Here is a 19,366-nt window from a genome sequence, read left to right as displayed (position 1 = left end):
GCCACGGGTGGCCTGATCAGGAGGCCCTCTCCACGGCCCGGATGCGGGCCTCGGCGTGACGGACGCGCTGCTGCGCGTCATCGTCGTCCTCACCGGCGGACCGGGCACGCTCCAGGTCGGCACGGGCCTGCTCGAGGTCGATGTCGTGGGACATCTCCGCCGACTCGGCCAGGATCGAGACCCGGTTGTTGGCGACCGAGAAGAACCCCGCGCTGACCGCCGCCACCCACGTCTCGCCATCGACGGTACGGACGTCGACGACGCCGTCCACCATCACCGACAGGGTCGGCTCGTGACCGGGCAGCACGCCGAGGTCGCCCTCGGTGGTGCGGGCGATGACCATCGAGGCCTCGCCCGACCACACCAGCCGGTCGGCGGCGACCAGCTCGACCTGGAGGTGGTTCGTCGCGTCGGCCATCAGAGGTTCTTCTGGATCTCGGCCCACTTCTGCTCGACGTCGTCCAGACCGCCGCACATGAAGAAGGCCTGCTCGGCCACGTGGTCGTACTCGCCGTCCGCGATCTTGTTGAATGCCTCGATCGTGTCCGCCACCGGGACCGTCGAGCCCTCGATGCCGGTGAACTGCTTGGCGACGTAGGTGTTCTGCGAGAGGAACCGCTGGATGCGGCGGGCCCGCGAGACGATGACCTTGTCCTCCTCGGACAGCTCGTCGACACCGAGGATCGCGATGATGTCCTGGAGCTCCTTGTTGCGCTGCAGGATCTGCTTGACCCGGATCGCGCAGTCGTAGTGCTCCTTGCCGATGTACTGGGCGTCGAGGATCCGCGACGTCGAGGTCAGCGGGTCCACGGCCGGGTAGATGCCGAGCGAGGCGATCTCACGCGACAGCTCGGTGGTCGCGTCGAGGTGGGCGAACGTCGTCGCCGGCGCCGGGTCGGTGTAGTCGTCGGCCGGGACGTAGATCGCCTGCATCGAGGTGATCGAGTGACCACGGGTCGAGGTGATCCGCTCCTGCAGCACGCCCATCTCGTCGGCCAGGTTGGGCTGGTAACCCACGGCGGAGGGCATGCGGCCCAGCAGCGTGGAGACCTCCGAACCGGCCTGCGTGAACCGGAAGATGTTGTCGATGAACAGCAGCACGTCCTGCTTCTGGACGTCGCGGAAGTACTCGGCCATGGTCAGCGCCGACAGGGCGACCCGCAGCCGCGTGCCCGGCGGCTCGTCCATCTGACCGAAGACCAGCGCGGTCTGGCCGATGACGCCGGCTTCCTCCATCTCGGCGATGAGGTCGTTGCCCTCACGGGTCCGCTCACCGACGCCCGCGAAAACCGACACACCACCGTGGTCCTTGGCGACGCGCGCGATCATCTCCTGGATCAGCACGGTCTTGCCGACGCCGGCGCCGCCGAACAGGCCGATCTTGCCGCCCTGCACGTACGGCGTGAGCAGGTCGATGACCTTGATGCCGGTCTCGAACATCTGGGTCTTCGACTCGAGCTGGTCGAAGGCCGGGGCCTTGCGGTGGATCGCCCAGCGCTCCTCGACGTCGAGCTCCTCACCCTCCTCGAGGTTGAGGCAGTCGCCCAGCGCGTTGAACACGTGACCCTTGGTGACGTCGCCCACCGGGACCGTGATCGGCTCGCCGGTGTCGGACACCTGGGCGCCGCGCACCAGGCCGTCGGTCGGCTGCAGCGAGATGGCGCGGACCATGCCCTCACCGATGTGCTGCGCGACCTCGAGCGAGAGCACCTTGGTGTCGCCGCCGAGGGTGAGCTCGCACTGGAGCTTGTTGTAGATGTCCGGCATCGAGTCCACGGGGAACTCGACGTCGACCACCGGGCCGATGACGCGGGCGATGCGGCCGACGCCGGGGGCGGAGCCGGAGCCGCTCTTCTTCTCTTCAACAGTGGCAGTCATGTCTCTCACTCACTCTGGTCCGTGCGGGCGGGTCAGTCGCTGGCGGCGCTGGCGTCGGCCAGCGCGTTCACGCCACCGACGATCTCGCTGATTTCCTGGGTGATGCCCGCCTGGCGGGCCTGGTTGGCGATCCGGGTGTACTTCTTGATCAGCTCGTCGGCGTTGTCGGTCGCGGCCTTCATCGCCTTCTGACGAGCAGCGAGCTCGGAAGCCGCCGCCTGCAGCAGGGCGAAGAAGATCCGGCTCTGGACGTAGCGCGGCAGCAGCTCGTCGAGGACGGCCTCCGGGGAGGGCTCGAACTCGTAGAGCGGCAGCGCGTCGTCGGCGCTGGGCTTCTCCTCGCCCTCGACGACCTCCAGCGGGAGCAGCCGCACCGCGGTGGGCTCCTGCACGAGCATCGACCGGAACCGGGTGTAGACGACGTGGACCTCGTCCACGTCGCCCTCCTCACCCTGCTCCTTGAGGAAGGCGTCGATCAGGGTCTGCCCGACCTCCTGCGCCACGGCGTAGGAGGGCTGGTCGGAGAACCCGGTCCACGACTGCACGATCGGGCGCTGACGGAACTTGAAGTACGCCTCGCCCTTGCGGCCGCAGATGTAGGTGTCGACCTCCTTGCCCTCCTCACGGAGCATCTCGACCAGGCGCTCGGACTCCTTGATGACGCTCGAGGAGTAGGCGCCGGCCAGACCGCGGTCGCTGGTGACGACGAGGACGGCGGCCCGCTTGGGGTCCTCCGACTCCGTCGTCATGGGGTGGTCGACGTTGGAGTACGTCGCCACCGCCGACACCGCCCGGGTCAGCTCGCGTGCGTAGGGCGCGGCGGCCTGTGCCCGCTGCTGCGCCTTGATGATGCGGGACGCAGCAATGAGCTCCATGGCGCGCGTGATCTTCTTCATCGACTCCGTCGACTTGATCCGCGCGCGGTACTCACGCAGCGATACGGCCATGCTCAGCCCCGCTTCTGCTTGACGATCTGCTCCTGGTCCTCGTCCTCCAGCGCCTCGGCCGGAGCCTCGGTGCCGACCTTGATCGAGCCGCCCTCGGACGTCTCGAACTGGTCGAGGAAGGAGTCGTAGGCGGCCTCGAGCTCGGAGGCGGCGTCGTCCTCGAACTTCTGCGTCTCGCGGATGCCGTCCAGGATCCCGCCGTGGGAGCGCTTCACGTAGTCGATGAACTCGCTCTCGAAGCGGAGCACGTCCTCGGTCGGGACCTTGTCGAGGCGGCCGGTGGTACCGGTCCACAGCGACACGACCATCTCCTCGAGCGGGTACGGCGAGTAGGCCGGCTGCTTGAGCAGGGCCATCAGCCGCTGGCCGCGGTCGAGCTGCTGCCGCGAGGCTGCGTCGAGGTCGGAGGCGAACATCGCGAACGCCTCCATGGCGCGGAACTGCGCGAGGTCGACCTTCAGCGAGCCGGTGACGGCCTTCATCGCCTTGGTCATCGCCGCGCCACCGACGCGGGACACCGAGATGCCGACGTCGATCGCGGGCCGCTGGTTGGAGGCGAACAGGTCCGACTGCAGGAAGATCTGGCCGTCGGTGATCGAGATGACGTTGGTCGGGATGAACGCCGACACGTCGTTGGCCTTGGTCTCGATGATCGGCAGGCCGGTCATCGAGCCCGCGCCCATCTCGTCGTTGAGCTTCGCGCAACGCTCGAGCAGCCGGCTGTGGAGGTAGAACACGTCACCGGGGAACGCCTCGCGACCGGGCGGGCGGCGCAGCAGCAGCGAGACCGCGCGGTAGGCGTCGGCCTGCTTCGACAGGTCGTCGAAGATGATCAGGACGTGCTTGCCGTCGTACATCCACTGCTGCCCGATGGCCGAACCGGTGTAGGGGGCGAGGTACTTGAAGCCCGCGCTCTCCGAGGCGGGGGCCGCCACGATGGTGGTGTACTCCAGGGCGCCGGCCTCCTCGAGGGCACCTCGCACCGAGGCGATGGTCGAGCCCTTCTGGCCGATGGCGACGTAGATGCAGCGGACCTGCTTGTCCGGGTCGCCGGAGTCCCAGTTCTGCTTCTGGTTGATGATCGTGTCGATGGCGATCGTGGTCTTGCCGGTCGCACGGTCACCGATGATCAGCTGGCGCTGACCCCGACCGATGGGCGTCATGGCGTCGATCGCCTTGATGCCGGTAGCCAGCGGCTCGTGGACCGACTTGCGCTGCACCACGGTGGGGGCCTGCAGCTCGAGGGCGCGGCGGCCGCTCGACTCGATGTCCCCGAGCCCGTCGATCGGCTGGCCCAGCGGGTTGACCACCCGGCCCATGAACGCGTCGCCGACGGGCACCGAGAGGATCTCGCCCGTGCGGCGGACCGTCTGGCCCTCCTCGATCTTCTCGAAGTCACCGAGGATGACGACACCGATCTCGCGGGTGTCGAGGTTCAGGGCGATGCCCAGCGTGCCGTCCTCGAACTCCAGCAGCTCGTTGGCCATGGCCGACGGGAGCCCCGTGACCCGGGCGATGCCGTCGCCGGCCTGCGAGACCGTGCCGACCTCCTCCTTGCTGGCGGCGTCGGGCTGGTACTCGGACACGAAGCGCTGCAGCGCGTCCCGGATCTCCTCCGGACGGATCGAAAGCTCCGTCATCTCTGCCTACTCTCTCTCGAGCTCTGTGCTGGTGGACTCTGAAGTTGGTGGGTGACCGGTCAGCCGGCCAGCTTGCGTCGTGCTTCGTCGAGGCGCGAGACCACGGTGCCGTCGATGACGTCGTCACCGATCTCGACCCGCATGCCGCCCAGGAGCTCGGGCTCGACCACCACGTTGAGGTGGACGTCCCGGCCGTACTGGCGACTCAGCGCCTGCTCCAGGCGCTGGCGGTCGTCGTCGCTCAGCTCCTGGGCCACCCGGACCCGGGCGACCCGCTCGTCGTGCACCGCCGCCGCGATCTTCTGGTACTCGGCGATGGCGACGCCGAAGGTCCGGTAGGAGCCGGCCAGCGCCTGCTCCGCGAGCGCCACGGTCGCCGGCAGGGTCCTGTCGCCGAGGAGGCCCCGGACCAGCTGCCGCCGGTCGGCCACGGAGCGGACGTGGTCGGAGAGCGCGGCCCGCAGGTCCGGGTTCTCCTCCACCAGTCGCCCCACGCCGAACAGCTCGTCGGAGAGCCGTTCGGCGTCCGCGTCGCCCGCCGACCGCACCAGCGCCACGACCCCGAGGTGCTCGAGGGTGTCGGCGAGGTCACGGGTGGCGGTCCAGCGACGACGAACGGCGTCGACGACGAGGTCGAGCGCGACCGGGTCGAGCTTCCCCTCGAAGATCCCCGTCACCAGGGTGGCCTTGGCCTCCCCGGGGGTGGAGATGTCGGTGACGACCCGGCGCAGGCCGGCCTCGGAGCGGATCACCGAAGCGGCCCCGAACAGGTCGGTGCCGACCGACGCGGCGTCGGCGGACCCGAGGGCCCCCGTCAGCCGGTCGAGCAGCTCGGCCTGCGCCTCCGCGGACGCACCACGCATGGCGGACACCATCAGCGACCCTCGGTGCTCGTCGACTCGGAGGCCTCGAGGTCGGCCAAGAACCGGTCGACCACGCGCGTGGCGCGCTGGTCGTCCTCCAGGCTCTCCCCGACGATACGGCCGGCGAGCGAGGTCGCCAGGGACCCGACCTCGGCCCGCAGCGAGGCGACCGCCTGCTGCCGCTCCGCCTCGATCTGGGTCTTGCCGTGCTCGACGATGCGGGCAGCCTCGGCCTGGGCCTGCTCCCGCATCTCCGAGACGATCGCGGCGCCCTGCTCGCGGGCCTCCTCACGGATCCGCGCCGCCTCGTGACGGGCCTCACCGAGGCGCTGCTCGAGCTCCGCGAGCTTCTCGTCGGCCTCGGCCTGCTTGCGCTCGGCCTGCTTCAGACCACCCTCGATCGCGGTGGTCCGCTCGGCGTAGGTCTTCTCGAAGCTGGGGACGACCCACTTCCTGACAGCGAGGAAGAGCAGGCCGAACACCACCAGCGACAGGACGATCTCGACGGGGTGAGGGATGAGCGGGTTGAGCTCACCGCCACCGGCCGCGCGGAGGATCAGGGTCTGCATGGCAGGTCCTTCTACTGGAGTCTGGTCAGAGGACGAACGCGAGGGCGATACCGATGATGGCGAGCGCCTCGGCGAGGGCGAAGCCCAGGATGGCGATCGACTGCAGGCGGCCCTGGGCCTCCGGCTGGCGGGCCACACCGGAGATGTAGGCGGCGAAGATCAGACCGATGCCGACGCCCGGGCCGATCGCGGCGAGGCCGTACCCGATCATGTTGAGGTTGCCGTCCACGGCGTATTCCTTTCGGTTTGTTTCCACTGGTTGTGCAGGTTACTTGCGGTGTTGCGGTGGTGCGCTCCGGGGGAGCCGACGTCTCAGTGCTCGTCGGCGAGGGCCCCGGAGATGTACATGGCGTTCAGCAGGACGAAGACGTAGGCCTGCAGGAACTGGATCAGCAGCTCCAGGAACGAGATGGCGATGAACATCAGCCAGGCCAGGATGCCGACGGGCTTCACCGCCAGCGACGCCTCGAGCAGGAGGTACTCGCCACCGAGGGCGAACAGGATCAGCAGCAGGTGGCCCGCCAGCATGTTGGCGAAGAGACGGAGGGCCAGCGTGACCGGCCGGACCACGATGTTGGAGAGGAACTCCAGCGGGATCAGCAGCGCGAGGATCGGGCCCTTCACACCGGAGGGCACCGACTGCAGCTTGAAGTAGCCGACGAACCCGTGCTTGTGGATGCCGACGCCGTTGTAGATCAGCCAGCTCAGCAGCGCGAGGCTGTAGACGAAGCCGGATCGCGACATCGTGGGGAACTGGATGCCGGGGATGGACCCGAAGAAGTTGTTGACCAGGATGAAGAAGAACAGCGCGAACAGGTACGGCACGAACCGCATGTAGTCGTGGCTGCCGATGATGTCGCGGCCCAGCGAGTTGCGGACGAAGCCGTAGCCGGCCTCGCCGACGTACTGCAGTCGCCCCGGGACCATGGCCTGCTTGCGGGCCGCCATCCAGAAGAAGACGAAGACCAGGACCGCGGCGAGGACCAGCTGCACCATCGGCTTGGTGACGCCGAGGAAGTGGCTCTCGCCCAGGAACTCGAAGGTCTCCTTGCCACCACCGATGGGTGGCAGGTTGAAGTCACCCGGGCCCGGGGGCGTGAACCCCTCGGCGGCCCTGATGACGAGAGTCCCGATCACGTTCACCGCGTCTCCTGCCTGATCTGCGTCACAACTTGTTGAACCGTGCGTAGGTCATGTAGATCCCCAGACCTGCTCCGAACAGGACGCCGAGCGCCACCAGGAACGAGGTGCCGAGCCAACGATCCGCCAGCCAGCCGAGCAGGCCGTAGAGACCGACACCGGACGCGACGTACCCGAACGCGTGCCACGGGTCGCCCTTGGGTTGCTCGTCCCCTGACGGGCGTGCACCCTGCTGACTCATCGCGTCCCGGACAATAGCAGTCGTCGATCACGGCCGGTCACCCCCCTTAGGCCCCTCCGGGGTCGCCCCAGACGGGCTGCCGGACGGGCTGGCCGACGGGTCGTCGGACGTCAGGTCGTAGGCCGGGATGCGGGTCCCGGTCGCCAGTGCGACCTGGGTCCCGAGCCACACCAGGACCCCACCGATGACCGCGCCGCCGACCCAGGTGCGGTCCAGCGTCGTCTCCAGCAGCCCCGACCGCTCGAGCCCCAGCAGGGCGAGCAGGACGAGCAGCAGCTGGAGCGTGTAGGTGAGCAGCGCGACGAGCATCGAGGCGCTCGGGAGCACGCCGGCCACGGCGTTGACCACGAGGGCTCCCCCGGCGGCCACGAGCACGACGAGGGCGGTGCCGCACACCGCGCCCCAGGCAGCGGGAGCACCGACGGTCAGCCCACCGACGACGGCTGCGAGCAGCCCCAGCACCAACGTGACAGCAGCGCCCCTGAGGAGCACGGCCACCCCGCTCTCGCGGGTGGTGCGCAGGGCCAGCAGCATGGCGTCCGTCCTTGCCGGTCGGGTCGGGCGTCGGTGCTCGTGAAAACTATCACAAAGTCCCCGAGGTGCCGCATCGGGGTCCCCGGCAGCGTTCAGGCGTCCTCGCGCTGCCCCAGGTGCGGGGTGTGCACGACGGGCACGACGAAGGTCAGCGTGATCGTCACGGCCGTCGCGACGGCCAGCGCCGCCCACATCAGGTTGCCGGTGTAGAGGCTGACGATCACGGTGCCGAACGCGATGAGCGCCGCCCACATCCACATGATCACGACGGCCCGCCGCTGGCTGTGGCCGATCTCCAGGAGCCGGTGGTGCAGGTGCCGCTTGTCGGGGGCGAACGGCGAGCGCCCCGCCCAGCCGCGTCGCACCACGGCCAGCACCAGGTCGGCGAACGGGACGACGAGGATCGCGACCGGCAGCAGCAGCGGCAGGAAGAAGGCGAAGGGGTTGACGTTGGACCCGGCGCCACCCCGACCGATCTCGGCACCGCTGAACTGGGTGGTCAGCACCAGCGCCGAGGAGGACAGGACCAGCCCCAGCAGCATCGAGCCGCTGTCACCCATGAACAACCGCGCGGGGTGGAAGTTGTGCGGCAGGAAGCCGGCGCACGCCCCCGCCAGGGACGCCGAGAGGAAGGCTCCCGTCGTCGCGAGGGTCACCCCGTTGAGCGTCGTCAGCTGGTAGCTGAAGAGGAACAGGGCCAGGGCGCCGATCCCGACGACGCCCGCCGCCAGCCCGTCCAGGCCGTCGACGAAGTTGACCGCGTTGACCGTCGCGACGACCAGGACGGCGGTGAGCAGCGCGCCCTGCGCCGGGTCGAGCGAGAACTGCCAGCGGTCCGGCAGCAGGATCCACTGGAACTGGATGCCCGAGTAGACGAGGAAGCCGACGGCGAGGACCTGGCCGCCCAGCTTGCTCAGCGCGTCGAGCTCGAAGAGGTCGTCGAGCACTCCGACAGCGCACACGAGCGCCCCGGCGAGGAGCACCACGCCCGCGTCCTCGAACACGAAGGGCCCGTTGCTGGACAGGAACGGCAGCTCACGACCCACGGCGTACGCCGCCACCAGACCGCCGAGCATGGCCAGCCCACCCAGGTAGGGAATGGGCTCGGCGTGGACGTCCCGGTCGCGGACCTCGGCGATGGCACCGGTCCGCAGCGCGATCTCCCGGGCGATGACGGTCAGCAGGTAGGTGACCGCGGCGGCGACCAGGAAGACCAGGACGTACTCGCGCACCGGCTCACTCCTCCTCGGTGAGCGTCGCTCCGAGCGGTTCCAGGACCTCGTTGAGCCGCTCCAGCGACAGCGCACCACGACGCAGCACGCGTCCCTGGCTGCCGGTGACGTCGACGATCGTCGACGCCTCTCCCCCGGGCGCTGTGCCGGCGTCGACGATGACCGCGACCTCGAGGCCCAGCATCTCCTCGGCCGCCTCGGCGTCCACCGCCGCGGGTTTCCCCGTCTTGTTGGCCGAGCTGACCGCCAGCGGGCCGGTGCGCTCGAGCACGGCCAGCGCCACGTCGTGGTCGGGCATCCGGACCGCGACCGTGCCCCGCGTCTCGCCGAGGTCCCACTGCAGCGAGGGTTGCTGCCGGCACACCAGCGTGAGCGGGCCCGGCCAGAAGGCGTCGATCAACGCGCGTGCGTATCCCGGGAGGTCGGTCGCGAGGGCGTCGACGGTCGTGGCCGCGCTGACCAGCACGGGCGGTGGCATGTCGCGGCCACGGCCCTTCGCGTCGAGCAGGGCGGAGACGGCGTCCACGTCGAAGGCGTCGGCGCCGATGCCGTAGACGGTGTCGGTCGGGATGACCACCAGCTCCCCGTGCTGGACGGCGCGGCTGGCCGCGGCGATCGCGTCCTCACGTTCCTCGTCGGTGCCGGTGGGGAGGCGCTGCGCAGTCACGGGGCTCATCGTGCCAGTCGCGCCGTGAGGAAGCGCGGCCGACCGGCCAGGTCGGCGTGGTCACGGACGTCGACCCACCTTCCGCCGGCCGTGAAGACGCCCGGTGCCGACGAGCCCTGGGCGTCGGCGTGCTCGACGCCGATCCAGCCCCCAGGGCGGAGCAGCCGCGCCGCGCGCCGCTCGACCACGCGGATCGCGTCGAGCCCGTCCTCGCCGGACCACAGCGCCAGGGCAGGGTCGTGGTCGCGGGCCTCGGGTGCGACCGACTCCCATGCCTCCAGCGGGATGTACGGCGGGTTGCACGTGATCACGTCGACGGTGCCGAGCAGGTCCTCGAAAGCGTCCGCCAGGTCGCCCAGCCGCAGGTCGACGCCGGTGCCGGCCAGGTTGCGCTCGGCCCAGGCGTGGGCCGCGGGGTCGAGCTCGACGGCGTGCACCTCGGCGGCCGGCACCTCGTGGCGGACCGCCAGCGCGATCGCCCCGGAGCCGGTGCAGAGGTCGACGACGCGACAGGTGCGGTTGCCGCGTTCGACCTCGTGGGCTCGCTCGACGGCCCAGCCCGCGAGCAGCTCGGTCTCGGGCCGTGGCACGAACACGCCCGGCCCGACGGCCAGCTCGACGTGGCGGAACGCCGCGGTGCCCAGCAGGTGCTGGAGCGGCTCCCGTCGCTCACGCCGCACCAGCAGCTGCTCGAGCCGCTGCTCCTCGTCCGGCGACAGCGGACCCGCCAGCGCGAGCCGGCCACGGTCGACCCCGAGCACGTGGGCGAGCAGCGCGTCGGCGTCGTACGCCGGGGAGGGGACTCCGGCCGCGGCGAGCCGATCCCTCGCGCGGCGCCGCGCGTCGCGCAGGCTCATGACTCCAGCGCGGCCAGCCGGGCCTCGAGGTCGGTGGTCACGCAGGACTCCAGCACCGGTCCGAGATCGCCGTCGAGGACCTGGTCGAGGTTGTAGGCCTTGTAGCCGGTGCGGTGATCGGAGATCCGGTTCTCGGGGAAGTTGTAGGTCCGGATCCGCTCGGAGCGGTCCACGGTGCGCACCTGGCTGCGCCGCGCCTCGCTGGCCTCGGCGTCGGCCTCCTCCTGGGCGATCGCGAGCAACCGGGAGCGGAGGATCCGCATCGCCTGCTCGCGGTTCTGCAGCTGGCTCTTCTCGTTCTGGCAGCTCACCACCACGCCGGTGGGCAGGTGGGTGATCCGCACCGCGGAGTCGGTGGTGTTGACGCTCTGCCCACCGGGCCCGCTGCTGCGGAAGACGTCGATGCGCAGGTCGTTCTCGTCGATGCTGACGTCGACCTGCTCGGCCTCGGGGAGCACGAGGACCCCGGCCGCGCTGGTGTGGACCCTGCCCTGGGACTCGGTGACGGGCACCCGCTGCACCCGGTGGACGCCGCCCTCGAACTTCAGCAGGCCGTACGGCGCCTGGCCCGGCTCGCTCGCTCCGCGGGCCTTCACGGCGACCGTGACGGACTTGTAGCCACCCAGGTCGGACTCGGTGGCGTCGAGCAGCTCCGTCGCCCAGCCGCGCCGCTCGGCGTACCGGGTGTACATGCGCAGCAGGTCTCCGGCGAAGAGCGCTGACTCCTCACCGCCCTCGCCCGACTTCACCTCCAGGATCGCGTCCTTCCCGTCGGCCGGGTCGCGTGGCACCAGCAGCAGGCGGAGCCGCTCGGCCGTCTCCTCCCGCCGCGCCGCGAGGGCGTCGGCCTCGGTCGCGAAGTCGGGCTCGTCGGCCGCCAGCTCCCGGGCCGCCGACGCGTCGTCCCCGAGCTGGCGCCACTCCTCCCACGTCCGCACGATCGCCGAGACCTCGGCGTAGCGCTGGTGGAGCCGCTTGGCGAGGGCCTGGTCGGCGTGCGTGGCGGGGTCGGCGAGCTGTCCCTCGAGCGCGCGACGCTCGGCGACGAGACTCTCGACGGCCTCGAACATCAGCACCCCCTGGTGGCCTCGTGGGCGGTCGGCACATGCAGAGCGCCGGCCACCACGAAGGTGACCGGCGCCGGCGGGGAAGCTACTTCTTGGCAGCCTTGGCGTAGCGGGCCTCGAAGCGGGCGACGCGGCCGCCGGTGTCGAGGATCTTCTGCTTGCCGGTGTAGAACGGGTGGCAGCTCGAGCACACGTCGGCGTGGATGACGCCGTTGGGTGCGGTGCTGCGGGTGGTGAACTGGTTGCCGCAGGTGCAGGTCACCTGGGTCGCGGCGTAGTCCGGGTGGATGTCCTTCTTCATGGTGTCCTCTCTGGGTCGCCGGGTCGCTGTCGCGGGTGCGGCGGCGTGAACCGGAACCGACGACCAAGTGTGCCACCTGTGGGCAACAGGTGCCCAAATCGGGGGCCGTGGGTCAGGGAGTACGGGCGAGGAGCGCGTCGACGCGGGCGGCGAGCTCCCGGGGGCTGAAGGGCTTGGTGATGTAGTCGTCGGCCCCCGAGTCGAAGCCGGTCTCGACGTCGGCCTCCTGGGCGCGTGCCGTCAGGAGGATCACCGGCAGGCCGGCCAGGTCCGCGTCGGCCCGGATCTCCCGGATCGCGTCGAGGCCGGAGACCCCGGGCATCATCACGTCGAGGACGGCGAGGTCGGGCTTTTCGGCCCGGCAGGCCTCGATGGCGGCGGCACCGTCGCCCACGGCCACGATGTCGTGGCCCATGGTGGACAGCTTGAACTCGACGAGCTCGCGGATGTCGACGTCGTCGTCCGCGACGAGGATCCTGGCCACGTTCGTGTCCTTCCGAGGGGCGCCGGGGGGTGTTGCTGGCACGAGAAGCCTAGACCCCCTGACGCCCGAAATCTCGAAGACCCGCACCCTCGCGGGTGCGGGTCCTCGGAGCCGGAGGCGGGAAGTCAGTCGTTCTGACCGGCGCCCGGCGTGGTCTTCTGCACCTGCATGAGGAACTCGATGTTGCTCTGCGACTTCTTGAGCCGCTCGAGCAGCAGCTCGAGGGCCTGCTGACCGTCGAGCCCCGACAGCACGCGGCGCAGCTTCCAGACGATCGCGAGCTCGTCCTTCGACATGAGCAGCTCCTCACGCCGGGTGCCGGACTGGACCGCGTCGATGGCCGGGAAGAGCCGCTTGTCGGCGAAGTCGCGGCGCAGCCGGATCTCCATGTTGCCGGTGCCCTTGAACTCCTCGAAGATCACCTCGTCCATCTTCGAGCCGCTCTCGATCAGCGCGGTCGCCAGGATCGTCAGCGAGCCGCCGTTCTCGATGTTGCGGGCGGCGCCGAAGAACCGCTTGGGCGGGTAGAGCGCCGCGGAGTCGACACCACCGGAGAGGATCCGGCCGCTGGCGGGGGCCGCCAGGTTGTAGGCGCGACCCAGCCGGGTGATGCCGTCGAGCAGCACCACGACGTCGTGGCCGAGCTCGACCAACCGCTTGGCGCGCTCGATGGCGAGCTCGGCCACGGTGGTGTGGTCGCTCGCCGGGCGGTCGAAGGTCGAGGAGATGACCTCACCCTTGACCGAACGCTCGAAGTCGGTGACCTCCTCGGGGCGTTCGTCGACGAGCACGACCATCAGGTGGCACTCGGGGTTGTTGGTCGTGATCGAGTTGGCGATCGACTGCATGATCATCGTCTTGCCGGCCTTGGCCGGGGAGACGATGAGGCCGCGCTGGCCCTTGCCGATCGGCGCGGCGATGTCGATCACGCGCCCGATCAGGTTGGTGGGCTCGGTCTCCAGACGCAGCCGGTCGCTCGGGTAGAGCGGGGTGAGCTTGGAGAACTCGACCCGGTCGCGGGCCGCCTCCGGGTCAGCGCCGTTGACGCTGTCCACGCGGACCATCGGGTTGAACTTCTCCTTGCGCTCACCCTCACGCGGCTGCCGCACCTGGCCGACGATCGCGTCGCCACGGCGCAGGCCGAACTTCCGCACCATCGAGAGCGACAGGTAGACGTCCTCGGACCCGGGCAGGTAGCCGCTGGTGCGCACGAAGGCGTAGTTGTCGAGGACGTCGAGGATGCCGGCCGCCGGCAGCAGCACGTCGTCCTCGAGGATCGTGGTGTCCGGCTCGCTGCGCTGGCTGCCGCCACTGCCGCCGCCGCGGTTGCGGTCGCGACCACGCCGCCGCCGGCTGCGGCTGCTGCGGCCGTCACCGTCGTCGGGTCGGCCACCGCCCTGGTTGCGGTTCTGGTTCTGCTGGTTCTGGTTGCCCGGGTTGCCCTGGGCCTGGTCGCGGTTGCGGTCGCGGTCCTGGCGGTCGCGGTCCTGGCGGTTGCGGCTCTTGTCCTTGCCACCGTCCTTGCCGCCGTCCCGGCCGGTGTCCTTGCCGCCGTCCTTCGCGCCGTCGTTGCCACCGTCGCGGGAGCCGTCGGCCTCGCGGTCGCCCCGGGACTGCTTGCCCTGGTCGTCCCGGCGGTCATCGGCACGATCATCCCTGCGGTCATCCCGGCGCTCGCCCTTGTCGTGCGCGGGCTGGTCCTGGGAGCGCGGCTCGTCCGCGGGCTTGCCACTGTCGGTGGGGCGCTGGTCGTCGCGGCTGTCGCGCTCCTTGGCCGGCGCACCCCCGGACTGCCCACCCGACTGGGCCGCCTTGATCGCGCTGACCAGCTCGGCCTTCTTCATCGAGCCGGCACCGGAGATCCCGAGGCTCCCGGCCAGCGACTTCAGGTCGGCGATCCGCATCGCGTTGAGACCACCACCGCGCTTCTTCGGGGCAGCGTCCTGGGCGGACTGGCCGTCGCCGACGGTGGTGTCGATGGTTTCCGTCACGTGAGGTCCTTCCCACGTATCAGTGCCAGCCGCTCAGATGGGCCGGCTTCTTGGTCGTTGCTTCCCCGACCGGAGTGCGCCGTCGCGAATGCTTCGGCACGACGTCGTCGCGGCGGAGGAAGAAGGTGCACACCCGCTCGGGTGCCGCCTCAGGGCGGCCGTCGTGGGTGTCACGCCGAGATCAACGGCGCTGTGTCAGCGTACCACCCGGCTGCGGACCTGTGTCATCGACGTCACGTTCCCGCGCGTCCGTGGCTCACTCGACCACGGCGCCGCGGTGCTCCGGCGTACGCCGCTCGGCGCGCCACCCGGCCGGCGCCCGCGCCACCAGCTCCTCGACCCCGGCGCCGTCGCAGAACGCCAGCACCGAGGGTCCGGCGCCCGACACCACGGCCGGGATCCCTCGTGCCCGCAGCGCGTCGACCAGCGCCAGTGACTGCGGCATCGCCGGCCGTCGGTAGTCCTGGTGCAGGTAGTCGCGGGTCGCGAGCAGCAGGTGCTCGGGCGCCCCCGAGAGGGCCACCACCAGCAAGGCGGTGCGCCCGGCGTCCGCGGCCGCGTCGGCGTGGGGGACGGCTGCGGGGAGGAGGCCTCGCGCCTGGGCGGTGGAGACCGCGGTCGGCGGGACGAAGACGACCGTGGTGATCCGCGGGTCGACGGCGGTCGGCACGGCGTAGAACTCCCCGTCCTCGCGCCCGCACACCACGAACCCGCCGTACCAGGCCGGGGCGACGTTGTCGGGGTGCCCCTCGAGCCGGGCAGCGAGCCGGAACACCGCATCGTCGTCGAGCAGCAGCGATCCCCCGGCGACGAGGGACCGGGCCAGCGCGATGCCACCCACGATCGCCGCCGACGACGAGCCCAGGCCGCGCGCGTGCGGGATCACGTTCTCGCACCGCAGCGACAACCCTGGCGGTCGGGCGTCCATCTCGGTGAAGGCCGCCCGCATCGCCCGGACCACGAGGTGCTGCTCGTCGCGGGGCACGTCGTCGGCACCCTCGCCCACCACCTCGACCACCAGGCCCCCGGCGGCCACCTCGGCCGTGAGTCGGTCCCGCAGGTCCAGCGCCAGCCCCAACGAGTCGTAGCCCGGCCCCAGGTTGGCGGAGGTCGCCGGGACCGACACCGTCACGGGCCCGTCGACGAAGCTCGCCACGGCGGTCAGGCCAGACCGGCGGCGCGCGCCGCCGCGTCGACGTCGGCGTCCACCACGGTGTCGGCCAGGGCGCCGAAGCCCTCCAGGGCCGTCGCGGTGTCCTTGAGCCCGTGCCCCGTCACGGTCACGACGACCGTGAGGTCGGCCAGACCGGTCACGGCGGCGTCGCCGTGCTCGAGGTCCTGCAGCAGGCCGGCCACACCGGCCGCCGAGGCGGGCTCGACGAAGACCCCGTCGCGGGCAGCCAGCAGCCGTTGCGCGTCGAGGATCCGCTCGTCGCTGACGGCCGCGAACCGCCCGCCCGACTCGTCCCGGGCGCGGACGGCCAGCGACCACGAGGCCGGGTTGCCGATCCGGATGGCCGTGGCCCTGGTCTCGGGGTCGCGCACCGGCTCCCCGTGCACGAGGGGTGCCGCTCCCTCCGCCTGGTAGCCGAGCATCACGGGCGACCGCGAGGTCCGGCCGGCCTTGTGGTGCTCGGTGTAGCCCAGCCAGTAGGCCGAGATGTTGCCGGCGTTGCCCACGGGCAGCACGTGCACGTCAGGGGCATCGCCCAGGAAGTCGGTGATCTCGAACGCCGCGGTCTTCTGTCCCTCCAGCCGCGCCGGGTTGACCGAGTTGACCAGGGCGACCGGGTAGCTGTCGGCCAGACCGCGTGCCATCTGCAGGCAGTCGTCGAAGTTGCCCCGCACCATGATGATCTGGGCGCCGTGCACGATCGCCTGCGCCATCTTGCCGGCGGCGATCTTGCCCTCGGGGACCAGCACCAGCGGCTTGAGCCCGGCCCGGGCGGCATAGGCCGCCATGGACGCAGACGTGTTGCCCGTCGACGCGCAGACGACCGCCTCGGCACCCTCGTGGCGCGCCAGCGAGATGGCCGCGGTCATGCCGCGGTCCTTGAAGGAGCCGGTCGGGTTGTCACCCTCGACCTTGAGGTGGACCCGGGCGCCGGTGAGGCCGGACAGCCAGGCCGACGGGACCAGCGGCGTCCCGCCCTCGCGCAGCGTCACCGCCTCGATGTCGGCGGGGAGGTCCAGCAGCTCGCGGTACTCCTCGATCACCCCCCGCCACTGGGTGGTGGTGCCGGTGCTCACTCGGCCTCGCCCTCCACGCGCATCACGGAGGTGACCTCGCGGACGATGTCCATGGTGCGCAGCTGCTCGACCGTGGCGGCGAGCTGGGCGTCGCTCGCCGTGTGCGAGACGACCACGAGCTGCGCGTCCTCGTCGCGACCCTCCTGCTTCACGGTCTGGATGGACACGTCGTGGTCGGCGAAGGCGTTGGCCACGGCGGCGAGGACGCCGGCACGGTCGTCGACGTCGATCGCCACGTGGTAGCGGGTGACGGTCTCCCCCATCGGCAGCACCCGTCGGTCGGCGTACGCCGACTCGCCGGCGCCCCGCGTGCCCGCCAGCCGGTTGCGCGCCACGGTGACCAGGTCGCCCAGCACGGCCGACGCGGTCGGCGAACCCCCGGCCCCGGGCCCGTAGAACATCAGCTCACCGGCCGCCTCGGACTCGACGAACACTGCGTTGAAGGCCTCCCGGACCGAGGCCAGCGGGTGGCTCCGCGGGATCATCGCGGGGTGGACCCGGACGGCCACCGCCTCTCCCCCGTCGTCGTCGGGCCGGAGCTCGGCGATGGCCAGCAGCTTGACCACGGACCCCATCTCCGCCGCCGACTGAACGTCGGCCGCGGTCACCTCGGAGATCCCCTCCCGGTGCACCTCGTCCACCGTCACCCGGGAGTGGAAGGCCAGGCTGGCCAGGATCGCTGCCTTCGCGGCGGCGTCGAACCCCTCGACGTCGGCCGTCGGGTCGGCCTCGGCGTACCCGAGCTCCTGGGCCTCCTCGAGCGCCTCGGCGAAACCGGCGCCGGAGCTGTCCATCCGGTCGAGGATGAAGTTGGTGGTCCCGTTGACGATGCCGAGGACGCGGGTGACGCGGTCCCCGGCGAGCGACTCGCGCAGCGGCCGGAGGATCGGGATGGCACCGGCCACCGCCGCCTCGTAGAACAGGTCGCGGTCGGCCTTCTCGGCCGCCTCGTAGAGCGTCGGTCCGTCGGCGGCGAGCAGCGCCTTGTTGGCCGTCACGACCGAGGCACCGTGGTCGAGTGCTGCCAGGATCAGGCCCCGCGCCGGTTCGATGCCACCGATCACCTCCACGACGAGGTCGGCCCGCGAGACCAGCTCCTCCGCGTCGGTCGTGAGGAGCCCCGTGGGCACCTCGACCTCGCGCGCCGCGTCGAGCCGCCGTACGGCGACGCCGACCAGCTCCAGCGGGGCACCGATCCGCGCGGCCAGGTCACCGGACTGCTCGTGGAGCAGCCGGACCACCTGCGAGCCCACCGACCCGCAGCCCAGCACCGCGACCTTCAGCGGCTTGTCACTCACGCGTGCGCCCCCATGTCGGTTGCCAACAGATCGTCCTCGGTCTCCCGGCGCACCAGGACACGTACCTCACCCTCTCGCACCGCGACGACCGGCGGCCGCAGCAGGTGGTTGTAGTTCGAGGCCATCGACCAGCAGTAGGCGCCGGTCCCGGGGACCGCCAGCAGGTCACCGGGAGCAAGGTCGCCGGGCAGGAACTCGTCCTTCACCACGATGTCGCCGGCCTCGCAGTGCTTCCCCACCACCCGGGACAGGACCGGGGGTGCGTCGGAGTGCCGTGAGGCCAGCGTGCAGGAGTAGTCGGCGTCGTAGAGCGCCGTCCGGATGTTGTCGCTCATGCCGCCGTCGACCGAGACGTAGGTACGCCGGGCGCCGCCGTCGAGCTCCACCTCCTTGACGGTGCCGACCGTGTAGACGGTGCACATCGACGGGCCCACGATCGCGCGCCCCGGCTCGATCGAGAGCCGCGGTCGCTCGACGCCGAGGGCGCGGCACTCGTGGTCGACGATCTTGGCCATCTCGGTGGCCAGCTGAGCAGGGTCAGCCGGGTCGTCCTGCGTCGTGTAGGCGATGCCGAAGCCGCCGCCGAGGTCGAGCTCGGGCATGGCGGTGCCGACCTCCTCGGCGACCTGGGCGTGGAGCGCGAGCACCCGCCGCGCTGCCACCTCGAACCCGGAGGAGTCGAAGATCTGGCTGCCGATGTGGGAGTGGAGACCACGCAGGTCCAGCCCCGGGGCGGCGCTGATGCGCCGTACTGCCTCGAGCGCGTCGCCGCCGGTGATCGAGAAGCCGAACTTCTGGTCCTCGTGGGCGGTGGCGATGTACTCGTGGGTGTGAGCCTCGACCCCGGCCGTCACGCGGACCATGACTGCGACGGGCTCCCCCGCGCGCCCCTCGGTGATCTGCACCAGCCGGTCTACCTCGTGGAACGAGTCGACGATGATCCGTCCGACGCCGGCGGCGACCGCGCGACGGAGCTCGGCGTAGGACTTGTTGTTGCCGTGGAACCCGATCCGGGCCGGGTCGACCCCGGCGCGGAGTGCCACGCTGAGCTCGCCGTCGGTGCACACGTCGAGGAACAGGCCCTCCTCCTGCACCCAGCCGGCCAGCGTGGTGCAGAGGAAGGCCTTGCCGGCGTAGTAGACGTCGAAGTCGGCGAAGGCGTCGCGAAAGGTGCGGGCCCGCGTGCGGAAGTCGTCCTCGTCGAGGAGGTACGCCGGGGTGTTGACCTCCGCGACGACGTCGGGCACCGCCGCGCCGCCGACGTGGAGCACGCCGTCGACCTTCTCGGCCGTGAGCGGCCACAGCAGCGGTACGAGGTGGTTGGGGTCGCCGGGCTGCCGCAGCCACGGCGGAGCCTTGAGCGCGCCGTCCGCGTGCGCCCAGCCCGACGGGTGCGAGGTGGGCACG

21 protein-coding genes are annotated in these 19,366 nt (G+C 71.0%); all 21 read right to left on the bottom strand.

What is annotated here, in order from left to right:
• Window positions 1-16 precede the first annotated feature (16 nt).
• The 21 genes from K6T13_RS05840 to lysA all read right to left on the bottom strand — a co-directional run bounded on the left by K6T13_RS05840 (window position 17) and on the right by lysA (window position 19,365).
• The gene (locus K6T13_RS05840) at window positions 17-418 is read right to left on the bottom strand and encodes a F0F1 ATP synthase subunit epsilon (protein ID WP_222897578.1); all 402 of its coding nucleotides are present in this window, start codon (window positions 416-418) and stop codon (window positions 17-19) included.
• Window positions 418-1,878, bottom strand: a complete 1,461-nt coding sequence (gene atpD / locus K6T13_RS05835; protein ID WP_222897577.1) for a F0F1 ATP synthase subunit beta — start codon at window positions 1,876-1,878, stop codon at window positions 418-420. The genes K6T13_RS05840 and atpD overlap by 1 nt, the downstream gene beginning before the upstream one ends.
• 32 nt (window positions 1,879-1,910) lie before the next feature.
• Window positions 1,911-2,825: a F0F1 ATP synthase subunit gamma gene (locus tag K6T13_RS05830; protein WP_222897576.1), complete on the bottom strand. Its 915-nt coding sequence runs from the start codon at window positions 2,823-2,825 to the stop codon at window positions 1,911-1,913.
• Window positions 2,826-2,827: 2 nt separating this feature from the next.
• Window positions 2,828-4,465, bottom strand: coding sequence for a F0F1 ATP synthase subunit alpha (atpA, locus tag K6T13_RS05825; protein ID WP_222897574.1), 1,638 nt, complete (start codon window positions 4,463-4,465; stop codon window positions 2,828-2,830).
• Between the two features lie 59 nt (window positions 4,466-4,524).
• Window positions 4,525-5,340: a F0F1 ATP synthase subunit delta gene (locus K6T13_RS05820; RefSeq protein WP_222897573.1), complete on the bottom strand. Its 816-nt coding sequence runs from the start codon at window positions 5,338-5,340 to the stop codon at window positions 4,525-4,527.
• Complete coding sequence (locus tag K6T13_RS05815) at window positions 5,340-5,897, bottom strand: F0F1 ATP synthase subunit B (RefSeq protein WP_222897572.1); 558 nt, start codon at window positions 5,895-5,897, stop codon at window positions 5,340-5,342. Before K6T13_RS05815 ends, K6T13_RS05820 begins: the two co-directional genes overlap by 1 nt.
• Window positions 5,898-5,922: 25 nt before the next feature.
• Complete coding sequence (gene atpE / locus K6T13_RS05810; protein WP_269800883.1) at window positions 5,923-6,126, bottom strand: ATP synthase F0 subunit C; 204 nt, start codon at window positions 6,124-6,126, stop codon at window positions 5,923-5,925.
• 83 nt (window positions 6,127-6,209) lie between these two features.
• Window positions 6,210-7,034 (bottom strand): F0F1 ATP synthase subunit A, encoded by an 825-nt coding sequence (atpB, locus tag K6T13_RS05805; protein WP_430228053.1) that lies wholly within the window; start codon window positions 7,032-7,034, stop codon window positions 6,210-6,212.
• A 28-nt stretch (window positions 7,035-7,062) separates the two neighbouring features.
• The gene (locus tag K6T13_RS05800; protein WP_222897571.1) at window positions 7,063-7,278 is read right to left on the bottom strand and encodes a hypothetical protein; all 216 of its coding nucleotides are present in this window, start codon (window positions 7,276-7,278) and stop codon (window positions 7,063-7,065) included.
• A gap of 27 nt (window positions 7,279-7,305) precedes the next feature.
• Entirely contained in the window at window positions 7,306-7,812 is a 507-nt protein-coding gene (locus K6T13_RS05795) for a hypothetical protein (RefSeq protein ID WP_222897570.1), read from the bottom strand.
• Window positions 7,813-7,904: 92 nt separating this feature from the next.
• A complete protein-coding gene (locus K6T13_RS05790) occupies window positions 7,905-9,044 on the bottom strand; it encodes a glycosyltransferase family 4 protein (protein ID WP_222897569.1) in 1,140 nt (379 codons plus the stop codon).
• Window positions 9,045-9,048: 4 nt separating this feature from the next.
• Window positions 9,049-9,711 carry an L-threonylcarbamoyladenylate synthase gene (locus K6T13_RS05785; protein ID WP_249423955.1) on the bottom strand — a complete coding sequence of 221 codons (663 nt, stop codon included), beginning with the start codon at window positions 9,709-9,711 and terminating at the stop codon, window positions 9,049-9,051.
• Between the two features lie 5 nt (window positions 9,712-9,716).
• Window positions 9,717-10,568 carry a peptide chain release factor N(5)-glutamine methyltransferase gene (prmC, locus tag K6T13_RS05780; protein ID WP_222897567.1) on the bottom strand — a complete coding sequence of 284 codons (852 nt, stop codon included), beginning with the start codon at window positions 10,566-10,568 and terminating at the stop codon, window positions 9,717-9,719.
• The gene (gene prfA, locus K6T13_RS05775) at window positions 10,565-11,638 is read right to left on the bottom strand and encodes a peptide chain release factor 1 (protein WP_222897566.1); all 1,074 of its coding nucleotides are present in this window, start codon (window positions 11,636-11,638) and stop codon (window positions 10,565-10,567) included. Before prfA ends, prmC begins: the two co-directional genes overlap by 4 nt.
• An 82-nt stretch (window positions 11,639-11,720) precedes the next feature.
• Window positions 11,721-11,936: a 50S ribosomal protein L31 gene (rpmE, locus tag K6T13_RS05770; protein ID WP_222897565.1), complete on the bottom strand. Its 216-nt coding sequence runs from the start codon at window positions 11,934-11,936 to the stop codon at window positions 11,721-11,723.
• Between the two features lie 112 nt (window positions 11,937-12,048).
• Window positions 12,049-12,420 (bottom strand): response regulator transcription factor, encoded by a 372-nt coding sequence (locus K6T13_RS05765; RefSeq protein WP_222897564.1) that lies wholly within the window; start codon window positions 12,418-12,420, stop codon window positions 12,049-12,051.
• 125 nt (window positions 12,421-12,545) lie between these two features.
• Entirely contained in the window at window positions 12,546-14,411 is a 1,866-nt protein-coding gene (gene rho / locus K6T13_RS05760) for a transcription termination factor Rho (protein ID WP_249423954.1), read from the bottom strand.
• Window positions 14,412-14,667: 256 nt separating this feature from the next.
• On the bottom strand, window positions 14,668-15,567 hold the full coding sequence (thrB, locus tag K6T13_RS05755; RefSeq protein WP_222897563.1) for a homoserine kinase: 900 nt from the start codon (window positions 15,565-15,567) through the stop codon (window positions 14,668-14,670).
• Between the two features lie 5 nt (window positions 15,568-15,572).
• The gene (gene thrC, locus K6T13_RS05750) at window positions 15,573-16,661 is read right to left on the bottom strand and encodes a threonine synthase (RefSeq protein ID WP_222897562.1); all 1,089 of its coding nucleotides are present in this window, start codon (window positions 16,659-16,661) and stop codon (window positions 15,573-15,575) included.
• A complete protein-coding gene (locus K6T13_RS05745; RefSeq protein WP_222897561.1) occupies window positions 16,658-17,959 on the bottom strand; it encodes a homoserine dehydrogenase in 1,302 nt (433 codons plus the stop codon). Before K6T13_RS05745 ends, thrC begins: the two co-directional genes overlap by 4 nt.
• Window positions 17,956-19,365, bottom strand: coding sequence for a diaminopimelate decarboxylase (lysA, locus tag K6T13_RS05740; RefSeq protein WP_222897560.1), 1,410 nt, complete (start codon window positions 19,363-19,365; stop codon window positions 17,956-17,958). Before lysA ends, K6T13_RS05745 begins: the two co-directional genes overlap by 4 nt.
• Window position 19,366: the final 1 nt, after the last annotated feature.

This window comes from Nocardioides coralli (assembly GCF_019880385.1).
Taxonomy (GTDB): Bacteria; Actinomycetota; Actinomycetes; order Propionibacteriales; family Nocardioidaceae; genus Nocardioides; species Nocardioides coralli.
Note: the sequence above shows the minus strand (reverse complement) of the source record. Positions and strands in the feature narration are given on the sequence as shown.